This is a genomic window from Neptuniibacter sp. SY11_33 (assembly GCF_047778025.1).
Classification (GTDB): domain Bacteria; phylum Pseudomonadota; class Gammaproteobacteria; order Pseudomonadales; family Balneatricaceae; genus Neptuniibacter.
In genome coordinates this window covers 3,170,683-3,188,834 of record NZ_CP180543.1, presented here as the reverse complement: position 1 = coordinate 3,188,834, position 18,152 = coordinate 3,170,683, and the positions used below count along the sequence as shown (strand labels likewise).

Here is an 18,152-nt window from a genome sequence, read left to right as displayed (position 1 = left end):
CAGCTCTCCTTAAATGACGCTTCAGTGATGTAGCACTAGATCCTCAAAAGGAGTCAATTATGTCTTTTGGTTTATTAACACTCGGTACGCAGAGTTTGCAGGCAAATCAAACTGCACTGTCTGTTACCGGTCAGAACATCAGTAACGTTAATACTGAGGGCTACACTCGCCAGCGACCCGTGTTCCTATCACGTGAAGGTCAGGGCGGGGTTACAATTGATGATATCGATCGCGTAGCGGATGCCTTTTTGAACCGTCAAATATGGACGGATAGCGCAACGTTTAATAGTTATAACGCGTTTGAAGATTTTGCTAATGAGTTGGATAACCTCATGGCATCTGATGTCACCAGTATCTCCAAGGCGATGGATGACTATTTTGGCGCCTTACAGACTGCGGTAGATGATCCAGTCAGTTTGCCGAATCGTGAATTGTTTATTGCTCAATCTGAGGCGTTGGTACAGCGTTTTAATGATCTCGATGCCAATATTCGTCGCCAAAACGACACGATTAATGGCCGTCTAGAGAGCAACGTTGCAACTATCAATACCATCGCAGGGAATATTTCTCAGCTGAACGATGATATTCGTATCGCAAAAGCGGCTGGTAATGTTTCTAGTGAGCTTTTAGATCAACGAGATGCCAAACTAGAAGAGCTTTCAGAGTATATAGGTTTTACCACGCTTGAAGATGGTAATACCGGTGAAGTAAGTGTCTTTGTAGGTAATGGTGAACCGCTAGTCGTCGGTCAGAGTGCAAATACCCTGTATACCATTACGAGCCCAGCCGATAGTAGTCAGCTAAATCTAGGCATCCAAATTGGTAACAGCGTTGGTGATATTACCAACCAAGTTACAGGGGGTAAGATTGGCGGTATGTTGGATTACCGCGAAAATACCTTAAATGAGACGCTCGATGAATTAGGTCGTATCGCGTTAGTTTTTGCTGATTCTATGAATGAACAGCATCAAAAAGGTATGGATCTAGATGGTAATGCGGGTGGGTTGATGTTTACAGACATCAATTCCGGCACGGCTGCATCGAATCGTGTTTTAGCAGAAAGGGATAACTTATCTACCACCACAGGTAGCGCGGTAATAAGTGATGTAAGTCAGGTTCAAGCTACTGAATACGAGTTGATTTTTAGTGGCCCTCAAGAATTTACTTTGATTCGCGGTAGCGATGAGATGCGTTGGAACCAAGCAAGTTTAAATGCCAATGGTCCAGCGCCAACAAATGCATCTGAAGTTGATCAAGATGGTGAGTTTTATCTGGATGCTGCGAACGGGGATCTAACACTACGTATAGATGGCGTCACGGTCACCATGGATGCTGCGGGTAGCTTTGCAACAGGTGATAAGTTTTTAATTAGACCGACTCGAAATGCCGCTTCTGAAATCGATACGGTATTGAACCAAGCTCGCCAATTAGCTTTAGCCGCGCCGTTAGCGACTTCTGAAGATTCTGGTAATACCGGCACCGCCGTCGCATCTGTCAGTATTACCGATCAAGATTATGCCGCGCAGTCTGTGGTTGTGGGTGAAATGACACCACCGATAGATGTTTCTTTTAGAACCGCGCTGGAGGTTATTGATACGCCAGCGGCTACTAATACAGGTGTTGCATCCAATCTTACAGTGACCGATTTCAGTGTGATGTCGGGTATTACTTTCCCCCTAACTATTACTGAAGATGGCTCAGGTAATTTTGATATTACTGATTCTGCGACCCCTGCTAACACTCAGACAGGCGTTGCACTTACTGGATCGCAGTTAGATCTCACCGCTACTTTTGGTGTGACCCTAGATATCACTGGTGCGGCAGCAGGTGATTCATTTACCGTGCAACATGATAGTTCTACCGATGCAGCTTATTACGTGCTAACGGATGGTGATGGCGATCGACAGGTGGGACAGTATGTATCTGGTCAATCAATTCAGCTAGCAGGTTTTGAGCTGACCATTAGTAATCAGCCAGATATTAACGATACTTTCGTGGTTAGAGCGAATACCGATGGTGTTTCTGATAACCGAAATGCTTTATTGATGTCAGATCTGCAGTTTGCAAAAACTGTGGAGGGAGCATCATTTCAAGATAAATATGGCCAAACAGTTGAACGTGTAGGTACGGAAGCTGCTGTAGCGCAGGTTAATGCTCAGGCAGGTAAAGCTGTTTTGGATTCTAATAAGCAGCAACGCTCCAGTATTGCGGGCGTGAATTTGGATGAAGAAGCGGCAAAGTTGGTCCAGTACCAGCAAGCATATCAAGCATCGGCTCAGCTCATCAGGGCTTCGCAGACGATTTTTGATTCGCTACTGCAAAGTATTTAAGGAGATAGCAAATGAGAATCTCTACACAGCAAGTATTTCTTAGCAATATTGATAACCTTAGCAAGGCGAGTGCTGATCTTTTTCAGACTCAGCAGCAGTTATCTACGGGTAAGCGCGTGCTGCAGCCGTCGGATGACCCTTTGGCATCTGCCCAAATCCAGAAGTTTAAAAAAGAGATCGCTCGTACTGAACAGTTTTCTGGAAATATAGAGGTTGCAGAACGTCGATTAGAATTGGAAGAGATCACTATCGAGCAGATTAATAATCAGTCTATACGTCTGCGTGAGCTTACGATTCAGGGTAAGACAGGTACGTTGACTGACACAGATCGTCAAGTAATTGCATCAGAGGTTGATGAGATTATTAAATCTCTTGATAGTTTGATGAATACTAAAGATGTTCAAGGTGAGTTTCTTTTTGCGGGTAATAAAGGCTTTACTCAGCCATATACAGTGGGTCCTTCAGGTCGCTATGAGTTTAATGGCGATGATGGACAGCGTTTTTTACAGGTAGGACCTGAGAACAAAGTTGCTTCAACCGACTCTGGGTTTGAGGTGTTTGAAAAGGTGGCTAAAGTTCCTGGCTATGTAATTGAAAATGTCACCCAAACTGTACAGGTTGTTGGAACGGTCGATATCCAAGGCGGTGATGCTGAGGCATTTGGTACGTATATGGCTGCCAATGGTCCTTTAAGTGTTACGGTTAATGCAGGTAATTTAGCAATCACCGACAAAAATGGAGCCTTTGTTACGCCTGATGATCCCGCGGTGGTGATGGATGGTACCTATGCACTGCCATCTGGAACCTCTACGGTTACAATCGGTGGAGTTGATATTGAAATAAATTCTGGCAATGACGGCACTGCTACACTAGATGTATTTGATCAGCACAATATTTTGAACACTGCTCTAGATCTTAAAGAAGCACTCGAAACGGCTAATCTTTCTACAACTGAAGGAAAGGAGCAATTCCTTCAGCGAATGGATCATATTTTAGAGAATCTTGCTGGCGTTGAAGAAAAGAATATTGCATCGCGAGCAAGTATTGGTGGCCGATTAAATGCCTTAGAGCAGCAGGACTTAGTTAACGAAGACTATAAACTCTTCACTCAAGAGGCTTTGTCTTCATTCGAAGATCTAGATTATAACGAAGCGATTAGTCGATTTGCCCTGCAAGAAACGGCGCTTCAGGCATCCTATGCAAGTTTCGCAAAGGTCCAAGATCTTAGTTTATTTAATTACATAAACTAACAATTTCACTTCTTTAAAAGCCGGCAATTAGCCGGCTTTTTTGTCTTAATATTGCGGTGCAAAATTATGGTGACGAAAAATGTCATTGTGGTTGCTCGTAATTGATATCTTTAGGCCTCTAATATTAGTTAATAAAGCGCTATCTAATGTTGGCTGCCATTTTTTGTCACTAAAACTGGTAAGTTTTGTTATTGGCGTATTACGACCTTTGAACCATTCTTAAATACATACTGTATTGGTGCTCGGCACCACTTATCCGCATCAGCGGAGCGATAATAAGAATGAGGAAAACGTCATGCCAGAATACAAAGCTCCCCTCCGTGATATGGACTTCGTGTTAAACGAAGTGCTTAACGCTGAGCAGCATTACCAGAATCTTTCAGGTTGCGAGGATGCGACGCCTGATATGGTAGGCGCGATTATGGAAGAAGGTGCTAAGTTTGCTGAACGCGTTTTATCCCCATTAAACCAGATTGGTGATCAGCAGGGCTGTCAGTGGGATGACGGGACTGTTAAAACGCCAGAAGGTTTTAAAGAAGCTTACGACCAGTTTGTTGAAGGCGGTTGGCCGTCATTGGCGCATGAAACTGAATACGGCGGCCAAGGTCTACCAGAATCTATCGGCATCATTGTGAATGAAATGGTCGGTACGGCTAACTGGTCTTGGAGTATGTATCCAGGCTTGAGCCATGGTGCAATGAATACTCTAAACGCCCATGGTACAGAAGATCAGAAACAAACTTACCTAACTAAATTGGTTTCAGGTGAGTGGACAGGCACTATGTGTCTGACCGAGCCACATTGTGGTACTGACTTAGGCATGTTGCGTACTAAAGCAGAGCCTCAAGGAGACGGTAGCTACAAAATCTCTGGTACCAAGATCTTTATCTCTGCGGGTGAGCACGATATGGCAGATAATATTGTGCATATAGTATTGGCTCGTCTACCGGATGCCCCTGCAGGTACAAAAGGTATCTCCCTGTTTATCGTTCCTAAGCACCTTCCAGAAACTATAGGTACAGATAATGGTGTTAGTTGTGGCTCTCTAGAGCACAAGATGGGTATTCACGGTAATGCGACTTGTGTCATGAACTTTGATGAGGCTACGGGTTACCTAATAGGGCCGGAAAATAAAGGCCTTAACTGCATGTTTACCTTTATGAATACTGCGCGTTTAGGTACGGCATTACAGGGCTTGGCGCATGCAGAATGGGGCTTTCAGAACTCATTAGTGTATGCCAAAGATCGTTTGCAAATGCGCGCTCTAAATGGCCCTGCTAACCCCGATAAAGCGGCTGATCCAATTATCGTACACCCTGAAGTTCGTAAAATGTTGCTGACCCAGAAGGCTTTCGCTGAAGGCGGTCGTGCAATGATTTACTACTGTGCTCAGTTGGTGGATAAAGTTGAGCGAGCAGAAGGTGATGAGAAAAAACAAGCCGATGCGTTGCTAGCATTCCTGACACCGATCGCAAAAGCGTTCCTGACCGAAGTTGGTTTCGAATCGGCTAACCATGGCCTTCAAGTATTTGGTGGTCATGGCTTTATCGCAGAGTGGGGCATGGAACAAAACGTACGTGATAGCCGTATCTCTATGCTGTATGAGGGCACCACTCAGATCCAAGCGCTAGATTTGCTAGGCCGTAAAGTATTGATGACTCAGGGTGAATCTCTAAAAGGTTTTACCAAAATTCTACATAAGTTCTGTCAGGCTGAATCTGACAACAGCGATCTACAACAGTACATCAAACCGCTAACTGAGCTGAATAAAGAGTGGGGTGATCTCACTATGAAGATTGGTATGAAAGCGATGCAAAACCGCGATGAGGTGGGTGCAGCTTCTGTCGATTACTTAATGTACTCAGGCTATGTTGTATTGGGCTACTTCTGGGCGCGTATGGCTAAAGTGGCTCAAGAAAAGCTAGCTGCAGGTGAAGGTGATGCTGCGTTCTACCAAGCTAAACTAACAACGGCGCGTTTCTATTTCCAGCGAATCTTGCCTAGAACACGTGGCTTAGTTGAAACAATGCAATCAGGGGCAGACAACCTGATGGAGATGGATCAAGAGCACTTTGCTTTCTAGTCGAGGTATAGAGACGTGAAGAAAGCACTTAACAATCCTGTAGGCCGCACGCTTTTACGCGGCCTCTTAAAACTCAACGCAAAACGTTATGCGTTAAAGAATAAAAATGACAAAGAGGTATCTGAAATGTCCGACTTGAATGCAGTTTTTACCGAAATGAAAAATCGTTTTAATGCCGATGCTGCAGCTGACACAGATGCAATTTTTCAGTACGACATTAGCGATGGTGACTCATGGTTTGTGACAGTAAAAGAGGGCAGCTGCGAAGTTGCTGAAGGTGTTAGTACAGATGCAACCGTGACATTAACAATGGACTTGATTACTCTCGAAGAGATTATGTCGGGTGAAACTGATGGTATGCAGGCTTTCATGGCGGGCCGTGTACAGGCTGATGGTGACATTATGCTAGCGACAAAATTGGCTGTACTTTTTCCCGTAGCCTAAAATTACCGACATAGATCCCTTATAAAAATAATTACATGAGGTACCTTCGATGCAGCAACTCCCTGCCGCCGATACTATCCCGGCTGATATAAATCATTACGGTTTTAAAACTGTTCCAGATGTTCTAGCACATGTGCAAAAGAACTTTGGCCCTAAACCAGCATTTACCAGCTTTGGGCGCACGATCGATTACAATGAATTAGATCGTTTATCTGCGGCGTTTGCTGTGTATCTTCAGCAAGAAACTAACTTACAACCGGGTGATAGGGTAGCGATTCAGCTACCTAACCTGATTCAATATCCGATTGTATTATTTGGTATTTTGCGTGCAGGGCTGGTGGTTGTGAACACTAACCCGCTTTATACCGCGCAAGAAATGCAGCACCAGTTTAATGATTCCGGTGCGAAGGCGCTGATTATCCACAAGAGTATGGCGCACAATGCTGAAAAGATTTTGGATAAAACGCAGATTGAAACCCTGTTTGTAACCCAAGTAGGGGATCTACACGATTTTATTAAGCGTAATCTTTTGAATGCAGCGGTTAAGTATCTGAAGAAAATGGAGCCAGATTACAATCTTCCTCAAGCCATTCCTCTTCGCTCTGCGTTCTATAAATATGATGGTCAGCAACCGAATCCCGTAAAAATTGAATCGTCTGATGTCGCTGTGTTGCAGTATACCGGCGGTACGACGGGTGTTTCCAAAGGCGCTGTTCTTACTCACGCCAACCTTATTTCCAATATGTTACAAGCGCAGGAGCGTTTAACAGTTCCTGGTGTCGACTGGACTGAAACCGTTATTTCGCCGTTGCCGCTTTATCATATTTACGCTTTTACTGTTGCACAAGTTGTCTCGTTGATGGGCGGACACAGCGTATTGATTCCAAATCCAAGAGATATTCCTGGGTTTATTAAAGAGATGCAAAAATGGCGTATGAGTACTTTTGTCGGTCTAAATACGTTGTTTGTCGCCCTGTGTAATGATGAGCGTTTTGCCCAAGTTGATTTTACGAATCTGAAGTTTACCGCTTCAGGTGGTATGGCGCTTAACCCTTCTACGGCGGTGCTGTGGAAAGACAAAACCGGTTGTGATGTGATTGAAGGTTACGGCCTCACCGAAACTTCTCCTGCGGTATGTTTCAACCCACCCGATGATAACCGTACTGGCACAATCGGGCTGCCGATGGTTCACACCGATGTTCGTATTATTGGTACGGATGGTCAGGATGTGGTCCAAGGTGAAGCCGGCGAACTTTGTGTTAAAGGTCCGCAGGTTATGCGCGGCTACTGGCAAAGAGAAGAGGCGACCGCTTCCTCCTTTACCGATGATGGTTACTTTATCACGGGGGATATCGCGACGATTGATGAGGAAGGCTATTTCCGCATCGTCGATCGTGCTAAAGATATGATCATCGTCTCTGGTTTTAATGTCTATCCAAACGAAGTGGAAGATGTCATTACCCAGCATCCTGATGTTGTGGAATGTGCAGCTATCGGCATTCCAGATGATAAGACTGGCGAGATCGTTAAAGTCTTTGTTGTTAGCAATAATCCTGATCTATCCCGTGAGGATGTTAGGGATTGGTGTAAAGATAAACTGACCCGCTACAAAGTGCCAAAGCAAGTCGAGTTTGCTGAAGACCTGCCAAAATCCAATGTCGGTAAGGTGCTTCGTCGTCTGCTAAAACCTTCTGCAGATGATAATGCCAACGCAGCTTAAAGCAGAATAAAGGGAATTGATCAGTATGCCTTTATCTCGACCAACTCGGCGTGAAACTCATCACAATCGAAATGTGATGTGTAATGGTTATCTTCGTGATGATGGTTTATGGGATATTGAGGCCCGTATGACCGATGTTAAAACCCGTGATGTGGATAACCCTGAGCGCGGTGGTTATGTTCCAGCAGGCGAAGCGTTTCATGATATGAGCATTCGCCTAACCCTCGATAAAGGTCTGCTGATCAAACAGGTAGAAGCTTGTATCGATTATTCTCCCTTTCGAATCTGTAAAAAGGTTGGTGCAGCTTATGCGCAACTGCAAGGTACACGTATCGGGCCTGGCTGGCTGCGCATAGCTAAAGACCGTGTAGGTGGTGTTGCGGGTTGTACGCATATGAATGAACTTTTACCTGTTCTGGCGACGACTGCTATCCAATCTATCTGGCCGAGTAGCGATAAAGATGTGCTAGCTCAAGGTTCTGAATTTATGCTGGATAGCTGCCATTCTTGGGGGCGAAGCAGTGAAATGGTTCGCGAATATTTGCCAGAACATTATCAGCCTGCGACAACCGTTGATCTAGTAAAGGAGCCTAAATAATGGCTACCGTTTTAACCGAAAAGCAGGGCTCTGTTTTCGAAATAAATCTCAACCGACCCGATAAGAAAAATGCGCTGACATTGGCAATGTATGTTGAAATGACAGCGCTACTAAAGCAAGCAGTGGAAGACCCTAATGTTCACGTCGTGTTGTTTCGAGCGCAAGGTCAGTCCTTCTGTGCAGGAAATGATATTAGCGATTTTGTATCAGCAGCGAATAACCCCAATATCCTGCAAGATGTATTGGAGTTCTTGCATGCACTGGCAAGTTTTCCCAAACCAATCATCGCAGCGGTGCATGGCGATGCAGTTGGTATAGGTACGACCATGCTTTTGCATTGCGATCTTGTTATTTCTGCAGATAATCTGCGGTGTAAAATGCCGTTTGTACAGTTGGGCTTAATACCTGAAGGAGCGTCTACTTTGTTGTTTCCGCAACTAGTAGGTCACCGACTTGCGTTTGAACTGCTAGTTGAAGGTCGAAATTTTGATGCTGTCAAAGCTGAGAAACTTGGTATTGTTAATCAAATCACAGAACCGGATCTGCTCCTAGAAACAGCACGAATTCGTGCTAAAAACGTAGCTGATAGCCCTGTTGATTCGGTGATTGCAGCTAAACAGTTGATGAAAGCCGAAACCTTAAAGTCTGTTCACCAAGTGATTGATAGTGAAGGGGCGTTGTTTTATCAGCGCTTGTTATCTGAAGAAGCGCAAAAGGCATTTATGGCCTTCCTGCAAAAATAATATGCATTTTTAATATATATATCTTAAATATTAGTATTTACTAATCTATATGAAATTGTATAATGGCCTCATCTTATGAACACCCTATCCAGTGAGGTCCAAGGTGAAAGCACTCTTCTTTACTGCTGCTTTAGCGGCTGCCCTTCCGGTTCAAGCGGAAGACTTTTCGGTAAATATTCCTGAACTGCAGAACGAAGCTAAAGGTGTCATTAAAGAGCTAGTGACAACGCTTGGTTCAGAACTCAAAGCGGCTAAAAAAGAGGGCGGTGCTATCGCTGCCATCAACGTGTGTAATACCAAGGTCGAAGGCCTTACAAAAAGCGTGAATGATAATTCTGAGTGGCATGTTGAGCGTACTAGTTTAAAGCTTCGTAACCCGCAAAATGCACCTGACCAATGGGAAAAGGCGATTCTTGAGCAGTTTGAATCCAAAGCTAAGCAAGGGGCTAATTTAAAAACCTTAGGTTTCTCACAGGTTGTCGTGGACGAAGAAGGCAGAAAAGTCTTCCGTATGATGAAGGCGATCCCAGTCGCAGATCAATGCTTAGCTTGCCATGGTTCCAAGATCAAACCAGAGATTGCTAAGCAACTTCAGACCCTTTACCCAGAAGACAAAGCGACAGGTTTTTCCTCAGGTGATCTTCGTGGTGCTTTCAGTTTAAAAAAATATTTATAAGATGAATTGGATTCTAAAAAGGGCTTATTAGCCCTTTTTTAATGCCTGTCTTTTTCGTCACTGCCAAAAAAGGTAACTTTTTTGATACCTTTTGATTGTATTTGTTTGCGCTTGATCCTGTCTTAAGCCCTTTGTTTATGGGGCTTTGATTAATATTGGTATTTTTTGTTAGCGATGTAGCTGCTTTTTGTCATTGTTGAATTTCAGTCTGAGACTAAGATTTATACATAGCTTGGGGAATGAGCTTCCCTCTATGAAAGTAACCCTATTTTCTTATGTGTACGGGTTGCCAAAATAACAATACAAAGAGGCGGTTATGAAAGTACTGGTTGCCGTAAAACGTGTGATTGACTACAACGTCAAAGCCCGTGTCAAAGCAGATAACAGTGATGTCGATTTAGCTAACGTGAAAATGGCCCTAAATCCATTTTGCGAAATAGCAATTGAAGAGGCTGTACGTTTAAAGGAAGCGGGTACAGCGAATGAAGTTGTCGTTGTTTCTATTGGTAATAAGAGCTGTGAAGAGCAGATCCGTACAGCGCTAGCATTAGGTGCCGATCGCGGTATCCGTGTCGATGTCGAAACCAACCCTGATTCCCTTTCTGTCGCTAAGCTATTAGCCAAAATCGTAGAAAAAGAAGCGCCGGGCATGGTGATTCTTGGTAAGCAAGCGATCGATTCTGATAACAACCAAACTGGTCAAATGTTGGCTGCTCTGTTAGATCGCCCACAAGGTACCTTTGCATCAGAAGTTGAGGTGACTGGCGATAGCATCAACGTCACTCGTGAAATCGACGGTGGTTTGCAAACGGTTAACCTGGCTATGCCAGCGGTTGTAACAACCGATCTACGTCTTAATGAACCACGTTACGCATCCCTGCCAAACATTATGAAAGCGAAGCGTAAACCGCTTGATGTCCTAACAACTGACGAACTGGGCGTGTCTGTAGCGAGCAATCTACAACTACTACGTGTTGATCCGCCATCAGAGCGTCAAGCAGGCATCAAAGTTAGCTCTGTAGATGAGCTAGTCGAAAAACTACGTAATGACGCTAAAGTAATTTAAGGGGGTGATCAGATGACTATTCTTGTAATTGCCGAACACGATAATAACGAGCTTAAACCCGTAACCCTCAATACCTTAGCTGCAGCAAATGCAATTGGTGGTGATGTTCACTTGCTTGTTGCAGGTGCTAACTGTCAGGCAGTTGCTGATGTGGCTGCGCAAGTATCAGGTGTCAGTAAAGTTCTATTGGCTGATAACGCTGCGTATGAATATCAGCTTGCAGAAAATATCAGTAAGTTGGTGCTAACCGTCGCTGCTGACTATAGCCACATCCTAGCCTCAGCAACGACAACAGGTAAGAACTTCCTACCGCGCGTTGCAGCGCTGCTAGATGTAAATCAGATCTCAGACATTATTGCCGTAGAAGCAGCGGATACCTTCAAACGCCCGATCTATGCCGGTAATGCGATTGCGACAGTACAGTCTAGTGATAGCACTAAAATTATTACTGTTCGTGGTACTGCCTTTGATCCTGTGGCTAACAGCGGTGGTTCTGCAGAGGTCGTTAGCCTTGCTGAATCATGCGATAGCGGCCTTTCCAGCTTTGTTTCAGAAGAACTGGCGAAAAGTGATCGTCCAGAATTAACCGCGGCTTCAGTAGTAATCTCCGGTGGTCGTGGTATGGGCAACGGTGACAACTTCGAGCTACTCAATAAAGTGGCGGACAAGCTTGGTGCTGCGGTTGGTGCATCTCGTGCAGCAGTTGATGCGGGCTTTGTACCGAACGACATGCAAGTTGGTCAGACTGGCAAAATGGTCGCGCCAGAGTTGTATATCGCAGTGGGTATATCCGGTGCGATCCAGCACTTAGCCGGTATGAAAGATTCAAAAATCATTGTTGCTATCAACAAAGATGAAGAAGCCCCGATTTTCCAGGTGGCTGATTACGGGCTGGTGGCCGACTTGTTCGATGCCGTGCCTGAGCTAGAGAGTAAGCTGTAAACAGCATAACTAAAAAGCGCTTAGGCACTTCGCCAAGCCAAAAATAAAAATAGACGGAGCAACTTAGATGCTTTTCGAAGGACAATCGATTTACGTACAGTCGATCGAAGACGGGATCTACGATGTGGTGTTTGACCGCAAAGGTGATGCTGTTAATAAACTCGATCAGGCGACTTTGGCTGAACTGCGCGAAGCGGTAAATGCCCTGTGTAACCTAGATGATATTCGTGGTGTTATTTTCTCCAGTGCCAAAGACTGCTTTATTGTCGGCGCCGATATCACCGAATTTATGGGCTTTTTCTCCGCAGAAGATGAAGACCTGATTTCAGGCTTGATGGATATCCACAGCCTACTGAATCAGATCGAAGATATGGGCTGCCCAACCGTTACTGCGATTAATGGCCTATGCCTAGGTGGTGGTTTTGAATTAGCGCTATCCACTGATTACCGTGTGATGAGCGATCAGGCCAAAGTAGGTCTGCCTGAAGTTAAGCTAGGCATCTACCCAGGTTGGGGCGGCACGGTTCGTCTACCACGCTTAATTGGTGTAGATAACGCCAATGAATGGATCTGTGCAGGTGCTGAGAAGCGACCAGATGCAGCACTGAAAGATGGCGGTGTAGATGCAGTTGTAACAGGCGATCAGGTTAAAGCTGCGGCTCTAGATCTACTGAAAGGTTGTATCGCGGGTAAGTTTGATTACCAAGCGCGCCGTGAAGAGAAGAAAACGCCGATCAAACTAAATCAGGTAGAACAGATGATGGCGTTTGAATCTGCAAAAGGTGTGATCGGTGGTAAGGCGGGTCCTCACTATCCTGCACCAATGGCTGCGCTTAAAACAATTCAAAAACACGCAAATCTTCCTCGCGAGAAAGCCAACGAGATCGAAGCTAAAGGCTTTGTGAAAGTTGCTAAAACGGATGTGTGCGCATCCCTTGTTGGTCTGTTTATGAAAGACCAATACATCAAGAAAGTCAGCAAAGGTTTTGAGAGCAAAGCCGAGCCAGTTAAAAAGGCCGCTGTGCTGGGTGCCGGTATTATGGGTGGTGGTGTTGCTTACCAATCTGCCTCTAAAGGTACGCCTATCTTGATGAAAGATATCAACGATGCGGCGCTAGAGTTAGGTCTGGATGAAGCGACTAAGCTACTGAACAAACGCGTATCTCGTGGCCGTATGGATGCGATGAAAATGGCATCGGTGCTCAACAACATTACGCCAACGCTTAACTACGGAGATTTCGGTAGTGTTGACCTTGTGGTCGAAGCGGTTGTAGAAAATCCTAATGTGAAGAAAGCAGTGCTTGCTGAAGTTGAAGGCACGCTGCCAGAAGGCGCGGTACTGACGTCTAACACTTCTACTATCTCTATTACTGAGTTGGCAACAGCGCTTAAAAATCCAGAGAACTTCTGTGGTATGCACTTCTTCAACCCTGTGCATCAAATGCCGCTAGTGGAAGTTATCCGTGGTGAGAAAACCTCTGAAGATGCGGTAGCTCGTACAGTTGCTTACGCAAAAGCTATGGGTAAAACCCCAATTGTTGTAAATGACTGCCCAGGCTTCTTAGTTAACCGTATCTTGTTCCCTTACTTTGGTGGCTTTACTGCGCTACTTGAAGATGGTGCGGACTTTAAACAAGTCGATAAAGTGATGGAGCGTTTCGGCTGGCCAATGGGTCCTGCTTACCTTCTAGACGTAGTCGGTATCGATACTGCGCACCATGCAGATAGCGTGATGGCAGCAGGTTTCCCTGATCGTATGAGCCATGAAGGTGAAAACGTTATCGACCGTATGTTCTCCCTAGAGCGCTTCGGTCAGAAAAACAGTAAAGGCTTCTACCGTTACGAGCTCGATCGTAAAGGCAAGCCGAAGAAAATTGTGGATGAGGAAGTACCAGCAATGCTTGATGGCATTGCCAAAGAAACGCGTGAGTTCACTGATGAAGAGATCATCGAACGCATGATGATTCCTCTATGTATCGAAACCGTTCGCTGCTTGGAAGATGGCATTGTAGCCAGCCCGGCAGAAGCAGATATGGGCTTGATCTACGGTATTGGCTTCCCTCCATTCCGTGGCGGTGCGCTGCACTATCTAGATCAGATTGGTTTAGCTGAGTTCTGTGCTATGGCGCAGAAATACGAGGGTCTAGGACCGTTGTATCAGCCAACCGACAAGATGAAACAGATGGCCGCTGCTGGCGAAACATACTTTCCACAAAATGCTCAGGGTTAAGGGGTAAAGATCATGAACTTGAAACCAAATGATGTAGTCATCGTTGACGGTGTTCGTACCCCGATGGGTAAATCAAAAAATGGCTCGTTCCGAAATGTTCGTGCCGAAGCGCTATCAGCTGCGGTCATCAAAGCACTGTTAGAGCGTAACTCAGCGCTAAACCCTGCAGACATCGAAGATGTGATGTGGGGTTGTGTTAACCAGACGAAAGAGCAGGGCTTCAACATTGGTCGAAATGCTGCACTGCTAGCAGGCCTTCCTCATACGGTAGCGGCTCAAACGATCAACCGCCTATGTGGTTCATCTATGGCAGCACTGCATGCAGCAGCCCAAGGCATCATGACCGGTAATGGCGATATCTTTATTGCGGGTGGTGTGGAGCATATGGGCCATGTATCCATCATGCACGGTGTTGATATCAATGCTGAGATGTCCAAAAAAGTGGCTAAAGCAGCGATGATGATGGGCGTAACAGCAGAGATGCTAGGCAAGATGAACGGTATTAACCGTCAAATGCAGGATGAGTTCGCAGCGCGCTCACACCGTCTAGCGCATCAAGCACATCTGGATGGCCTATGGGATAGCGAAATTATCGCGGTTGAAGGTCACGATGAAAACGGTTTTAAGTCGCTATTAGAAGCAGATGAAGTTATTCGCCCAGAAACGACAGTTGAAACACTGGGCGCGCTTAAGCCGGTGTTCGTACCTAAAGTCGGTACTGTAACAGCAGGTTCATCCTCTGCCTTCTCTGATGGTGCATCTGCACTACTGGTGATGTCAGCAGCTAAAGCAGAAGAGCTAGGGCTTACGCCACGTGCACGTATTGTGAGTATGGCAGTAGCGGGCTGTGATCCATCGATCATGGGTTACGGACCAGTACCTGCGACTCAGAAAGCGCTGAAACGTGCAGGTCTTAGCATTGAAGATATTGACTATGTCGAGCTTAATGAAGCCTTCGCAGCGCAGGGTCTATCTGTACTAAAAGGGCTTAAATTGCTCGATAAGATGGAAGACAAAGTAAACCTAAAAGGTGGTGCGATTGCCCTTGGTCATCCACTAGGCTGCTCAGGCTCACGTATCACTAACACTCTAATGAACGTGCTAGAACAACAGGACGGAACCTTAGGTCTAGCGACCATGTGTATAGGCATGGGACAGGGGATCTCTACCGTGATTGAAAGGGTGTGATCCACCCGCATTTCTTCTTCGCGACTTCACTCTAAGCTATATCTTGCCCCGCTTATTAGCGGGGCTTTTTTGGTTTTTAAAGGCGGTAAATATCAGCTTAAAACGGGATAGGGCGGCTAAAAGCGGAAACTGAATCTTTAGCAAAGAACCTGCAAGATGGACTTGATAGCAGTTTAGTTATTTAGGGAGACGGTCATAGCACAATAACTGGTGCTGGCAGTTTTAGTTTGTTTCCTCACTGACCCATAGCAAAGGAAGAGCGTAAGGAATGGACATAACTAGAATTGATAACGCGTAAGGACCGTTAGATGATCCAGAGTAGGCTCCCACTAAAAGCACAAAAAATATAATCGGCGGGGCTACAATTGCGGAAAGTACGAAAATAACAAATAGAGCAATTGAAGATAGCCCCCTATCAACAATGGAGGTAAGACAATACCACCAACAATAAGGTAAAAATATTTTTCCATGATGCAAAACCTTATATCAGTAAGATTTACTTATAATCATCCTGATATTCAATATCTCTTAGATTAACCCTCAATACAAGTAAGCTGGGATGTCTTCTATTGGCGCACAGCTGCCTTTATAGACCACGTTAGATTAGATAATAAAAAGCTATTTAGTGAGAAGGAGATCACTCAACCAACTTGAAGTAGCTTTCTAGCTTCTTCATCCGTTAACCCTTCACCTACATGCAGCTTAACTTTAAACGCACCTGCACATAATCCTAGTTCCGTAAAAATGCGTTCTTCTACTTCGCAAAGGCCGCCTTCAACCATATCGATCGGGTGGATAATTATTTGGGCGCTCTTTTTCATAAAGCCGCTGGGCATTACATCTTTTACGAGCTCTTTCAGCACAGGCTCTGCGGCGGAGAACTGGCCGACTAACAGTCTGTCCGTGGTGAAAGGCTGCTCTGGCGTAGCGATTTTCCAAGCGCCGTTTTCGGTTAGATTTTTAACTTCAAACTGATTCTTTCTAACTTTGAGATATAGATCAGCGACAAACATTTTTTTGAGCATGATATTAGTCTTTGTTTAAAGCGTCTTTGATTAGGCAATTCTGTAAATTATCTTGAGAACTAGATAGCATTTGCATTAGAGCTTGTTCGCTAAACTCGCCCGAAGCTATATCTTGGTAAATCATTGTTTCTAGCTTATTCGCGGTTGTTTTTAAATCTTCGCCATTAGTGATTGGATATATGCTTTGTTCCCAGTATTTTTTCGGATAGTGGGCTACTGATTGGAACTGGCACTTAGCTAGTTTTGGAGCCATGCGCTTGGCGGCATCAATCTGTGCTTGTTCTGATTTTTCTGCCATATTCTTACGATAATTTTCCAGCAAGATAGGTTCGACTTGGTGGGCATAGTTACTGATGTAGCTAGATTCTAGGGTTTGTATTTCGGCGACTGCAGCGTTGCAAAAAACCAGAAGTAAAAGACATCCAAGTTTGTTCATACAAACGCCCTTAATAGAAGATTTATCCCGTATATACGGTTAACATCTTATCCACGTTAGGATGTTTTTACACACTAATTTACCTTTTTGTTCGGTTTCTTATTCACAAGGAAAATGTGATTTATGCTTCCAGAGCTCTTTCTCGCTGCACAGTTTCATTTTGATTTTGATCTCAACATCGTCGGTGATGCGGCTTTGCATCCAATGGTAGAAGAAGCGCTAGCTGATCAAGGGCCTTTACCCGCTTACGAAGATAATGCCCATGTTTATCTGATGGGAGTGGTCGCTGCAAAAGCGGATGATAGCTTTGAAGTGGGTAAGCAGCGGTTTATCGCTATGAACGAACTCCATACGAATGGAGAGCGCAAAGCCTATGAGGGCTACCCGAAAACTAAATGGTCAAAAGTAAAGGATGAACCACGTTTATGTAAGTTCAGTGGAGAAAAAGCTGAGCAAATAGCGTGTTTTAATAAGTTGAATAAATCTTGCGCAGAGATGGATGCGTTATTAACGCAATATCAGGTTTCAGTTGGAAGTTATAGAAGGGTACTTGGGAATACAGAAATTAGATCCCCCTCCGATAGGAGTATGACTGACTTTCAAACGCTGGAAGAGTTCCGTGCTTTGGGAATGTTAGCGGGGATGAGTCATAGATTTGAGTTTCAGTGTAGCTTGAAGGGAGATCATACTGAAGTTATTGCTGATATTGATCAGCAGGCTAAAGCTTTGAGGGTATTAGCAACCGAGACAGATGATCTCATATTAAAAGTGATGTTTCAGATTGTGTTGCGTGATTTCTATCGATGGCAAGTTTACAACTATAGAAATAATACCCCTGAACTTCGGCAGTTACCTGATAGTTTTTTTACTTTGCAAACAAGGGAAGAATCAAGCCTAAGGAAAGTGCTGTTTCGTGAGATTGCTAACAACGCTCAGATGTTAGAAAACGCCTACACAGAAGGCCTGAACGACGATGAGGATTATTGGAAGGTTTCTCTATTTTTCAAAAAGAATTTAACCACAAATGATGCAACTTTATCGTATAGGCATGCCGTTTTAGATTCTGAGTTGCCGATTAATAGGTATGTTCAGGATCGAAATTTACCAAATTTAAATTCTACTTTTAAATGGTGGCGTATTACTAATTTAGTAGGGGAATTTATGAACGCTGTGCCAACACCTAGGTTTTTGAAGGTAGCTGTTGATATGAACAACCTGGATCTCATTATTCGTCTATCTGATATAGCAATTAATTACTCTGAGTTAGTAGATAACAACCAGCTGAGTTCCTTACCTCTGTCCAAACGAAACCCCTACGATAACTCCTTGCCTTACTTTGATGAGTCAGGAAAGTGGCTCTGTTTTAAGGTGCCTGAAGAGTTAAAAACGCAAGATGAATGTATTTACCTTAACTAAGACTC

At 44.6% G+C, this 18,152-nt stretch carries 15 protein-coding genes; 13 read left to right on the top strand and 2 right to left on the bottom strand.

The genetic code is table 11. The annotated features are described in order from the left end of the window. Positions 1-59: 59 nt before the first annotated feature. From flgK to fadA, 12 genes are all read left to right on the top strand, one after another. Positions 60-2,330 (top strand): flagellar hook-associated protein FlgK, encoded by a 2,271-nt coding sequence (gene flgK / locus ACMXYV_RS15060; RefSeq protein WP_415889275.1) that lies wholly within the window; start codon positions 60-62, stop codon positions 2,328-2,330. 11 nt (positions 2,331-2,341) lie between these two features. Beyond that, on the top strand, positions 2,342-3,580 hold the full coding sequence (flgL, locus tag ACMXYV_RS15055) for a flagellar hook-associated protein FlgL (protein WP_415889274.1): 1,239 nt from the start codon (positions 2,342-2,344) through the stop codon (positions 3,578-3,580). A gap of 295 nt (positions 3,581-3,875) precedes the next feature. Beyond that, a complete protein-coding gene (locus tag ACMXYV_RS15050; RefSeq protein WP_415889273.1) occupies positions 3,876-5,663 on the top strand; it encodes an acyl-CoA dehydrogenase C-terminal domain-containing protein in 1,788 nt (595 codons plus the stop codon). 15 nt (positions 5,664-5,678) lie between these two features. Next, entirely contained in the window at positions 5,679-6,107 is a 429-nt protein-coding gene (locus ACMXYV_RS15045) for an SCP2 sterol-binding domain-containing protein (RefSeq protein ID WP_415889272.1), read from the top strand. Positions 6,108-6,156: 49 nt separating this feature from the next. Then, positions 6,157-7,827: an AMP-binding protein gene (locus ACMXYV_RS15040; protein WP_415889271.1), complete on the top strand. Its 1,671-nt coding sequence runs from the start codon at positions 6,157-6,159 to the stop codon at positions 7,825-7,827. 25 nt (positions 7,828-7,852) lie between these two features. Then, positions 7,853-8,425 (top strand): DUF2889 domain-containing protein, encoded by a 573-nt coding sequence (locus tag ACMXYV_RS15035; protein ID WP_415889270.1) that lies wholly within the window; start codon positions 7,853-7,855, stop codon positions 8,423-8,425. Next, positions 8,425-9,168, top strand: a complete 744-nt coding sequence (locus ACMXYV_RS15030; RefSeq protein WP_415889269.1) for an enoyl-CoA hydratase-related protein — start codon at positions 8,425-8,427, stop codon at positions 9,166-9,168. The genes ACMXYV_RS15035 and ACMXYV_RS15030 overlap by 1 nt, the downstream gene beginning before the upstream one ends. 103 nt (positions 9,169-9,271) lie before the next feature. Further along, complete coding sequence (locus ACMXYV_RS15025; protein ID WP_415889268.1) at positions 9,272-9,844, top strand: DUF3365 domain-containing protein; 573 nt, start codon at positions 9,272-9,274, stop codon at positions 9,842-9,844. 316 nt (positions 9,845-10,160) lie between these two features. After that, positions 10,161-10,910: an electron transfer flavoprotein subunit beta/FixA family protein gene (locus ACMXYV_RS15020; protein ID WP_415889267.1), complete on the top strand. Its 750-nt coding sequence runs from the start codon at positions 10,161-10,163 to the stop codon at positions 10,908-10,910. Between the two features lie 12 nt (positions 10,911-10,922). Further along, the gene (locus ACMXYV_RS15015) at positions 10,923-11,852 is read left to right on the top strand and encodes an electron transfer flavoprotein subunit alpha/FixB family protein (protein ID WP_415889266.1); all 930 of its coding nucleotides are present in this window, start codon (positions 10,923-10,925) and stop codon (positions 11,850-11,852) included. Between the two features lie 67 nt (positions 11,853-11,919). Then, the gene (gene fadB / locus ACMXYV_RS15010) at positions 11,920-14,082 is read left to right on the top strand and encodes a fatty acid oxidation complex subunit alpha FadB (protein WP_415889265.1); all 2,163 of its coding nucleotides are present in this window, start codon (positions 11,920-11,922) and stop codon (positions 14,080-14,082) included. 12 nt (positions 14,083-14,094) lie between these two features. Continuing rightward, entirely contained in the window at positions 14,095-15,270 is a 1,176-nt protein-coding gene (gene fadA, locus ACMXYV_RS15005) for an acetyl-CoA C-acyltransferase FadA (protein ID WP_415889264.1), read from the top strand. Positions 15,271-15,911: 641 nt separating this feature from the next. Here the strand turns inward: fadA and ACMXYV_RS15000 are convergent. After that, a complete protein-coding gene (locus tag ACMXYV_RS15000) occupies positions 15,912-16,295 on the bottom strand; it encodes a hypothetical protein (RefSeq protein ID WP_415889263.1) in 384 nt (127 codons plus the stop codon). Positions 16,296-16,299: 4 nt separating this feature from the next. Then, positions 16,300-16,731: a hypothetical protein gene (locus ACMXYV_RS14995; protein WP_415889262.1), complete on the bottom strand. Its 432-nt coding sequence runs from the start codon at positions 16,729-16,731 to the stop codon at positions 16,300-16,302. Positions 16,732-16,854: 123 nt separating this feature from the next. Between ACMXYV_RS14995 and ACMXYV_RS14990 the strand changes: the two genes are divergently transcribed. Further along, positions 16,855-18,147: a hypothetical protein gene (locus ACMXYV_RS14990; RefSeq protein ID WP_415889261.1), complete on the top strand. Its 1,293-nt coding sequence runs from the start codon at positions 16,855-16,857 to the stop codon at positions 18,145-18,147. Positions 18,148-18,152: the final 5 nt, after the last annotated feature.

Excerpts from the sequence above, each read along its gene's own strand:
- flgK (WP_415889275.1), top strand. The coding sequence starts at position 60 with ATGTCTTTTGGTTTATTAACACTCGGTACGCAGAGTTTGCAGGCAAAT.
- flgL (WP_415889274.1), top strand. The coding sequence starts at position 2,342 with ATGAGAATCTCTACACAGCAAGTATTTCTTAGCAATATTGATAACCTT.
- ACMXYV_RS15050 (WP_415889273.1), top strand. The coding sequence starts at position 3,876 with ATGCCAGAATACAAAGCTCCCCTCCGTGATATGGACTTCGTGTTAAAC.
- ACMXYV_RS15040 (WP_415889271.1), top strand. The coding sequence starts at position 6,157 with ATGCAGCAACTCCCTGCCGCCGATACTATCCCGGCTGATATAAATCAT.
- ACMXYV_RS15035 (WP_415889270.1), top strand. The coding sequence starts at position 7,853 with ATGCCTTTATCTCGACCAACTCGGCGTGAAACTCATCACAATCGAAAT.
- ACMXYV_RS15030 (WP_415889269.1), top strand. The coding sequence starts at position 8,425 with ATGGCTACCGTTTTAACCGAAAAGCAGGGCTCTGTTTTCGAAATAAAT.
- ACMXYV_RS15020 (WP_415889267.1), top strand. The coding sequence starts at position 10,161 with ATGAAAGTACTGGTTGCCGTAAAACGTGTGATTGACTACAACGTCAAA.
- ACMXYV_RS15015 (WP_415889266.1), top strand. The coding sequence starts at position 10,923 with ATGACTATTCTTGTAATTGCCGAACACGATAATAACGAGCTTAAACCC.
- fadB (WP_415889265.1), top strand. The coding sequence starts at position 11,920 with ATGCTTTTCGAAGGACAATCGATTTACGTACAGTCGATCGAAGACGGG.
- fadA (WP_415889264.1), top strand. The coding sequence starts at position 14,095 with ATGAACTTGAAACCAAATGATGTAGTCATCGTTGACGGTGTTCGTACC.
- ACMXYV_RS15000 (WP_415889263.1), bottom strand. The coding sequence starts at position 16,295 with ATGCTCAAAAAAATGTTTGTCGCTGATCTATATCTCAAAGTTAGAAAG.
- ACMXYV_RS14995 (WP_415889262.1), bottom strand. The coding sequence starts at position 16,731 with ATGAACAAACTTGGATGTCTTTTACTTCTGGTTTTTTGCAACGCTGCA.
- ACMXYV_RS14990 (WP_415889261.1), top strand. The coding sequence starts at position 16,855 with ATGCTTCCAGAGCTCTTTCTCGCTGCACAGTTTCATTTTGATTTTGAT.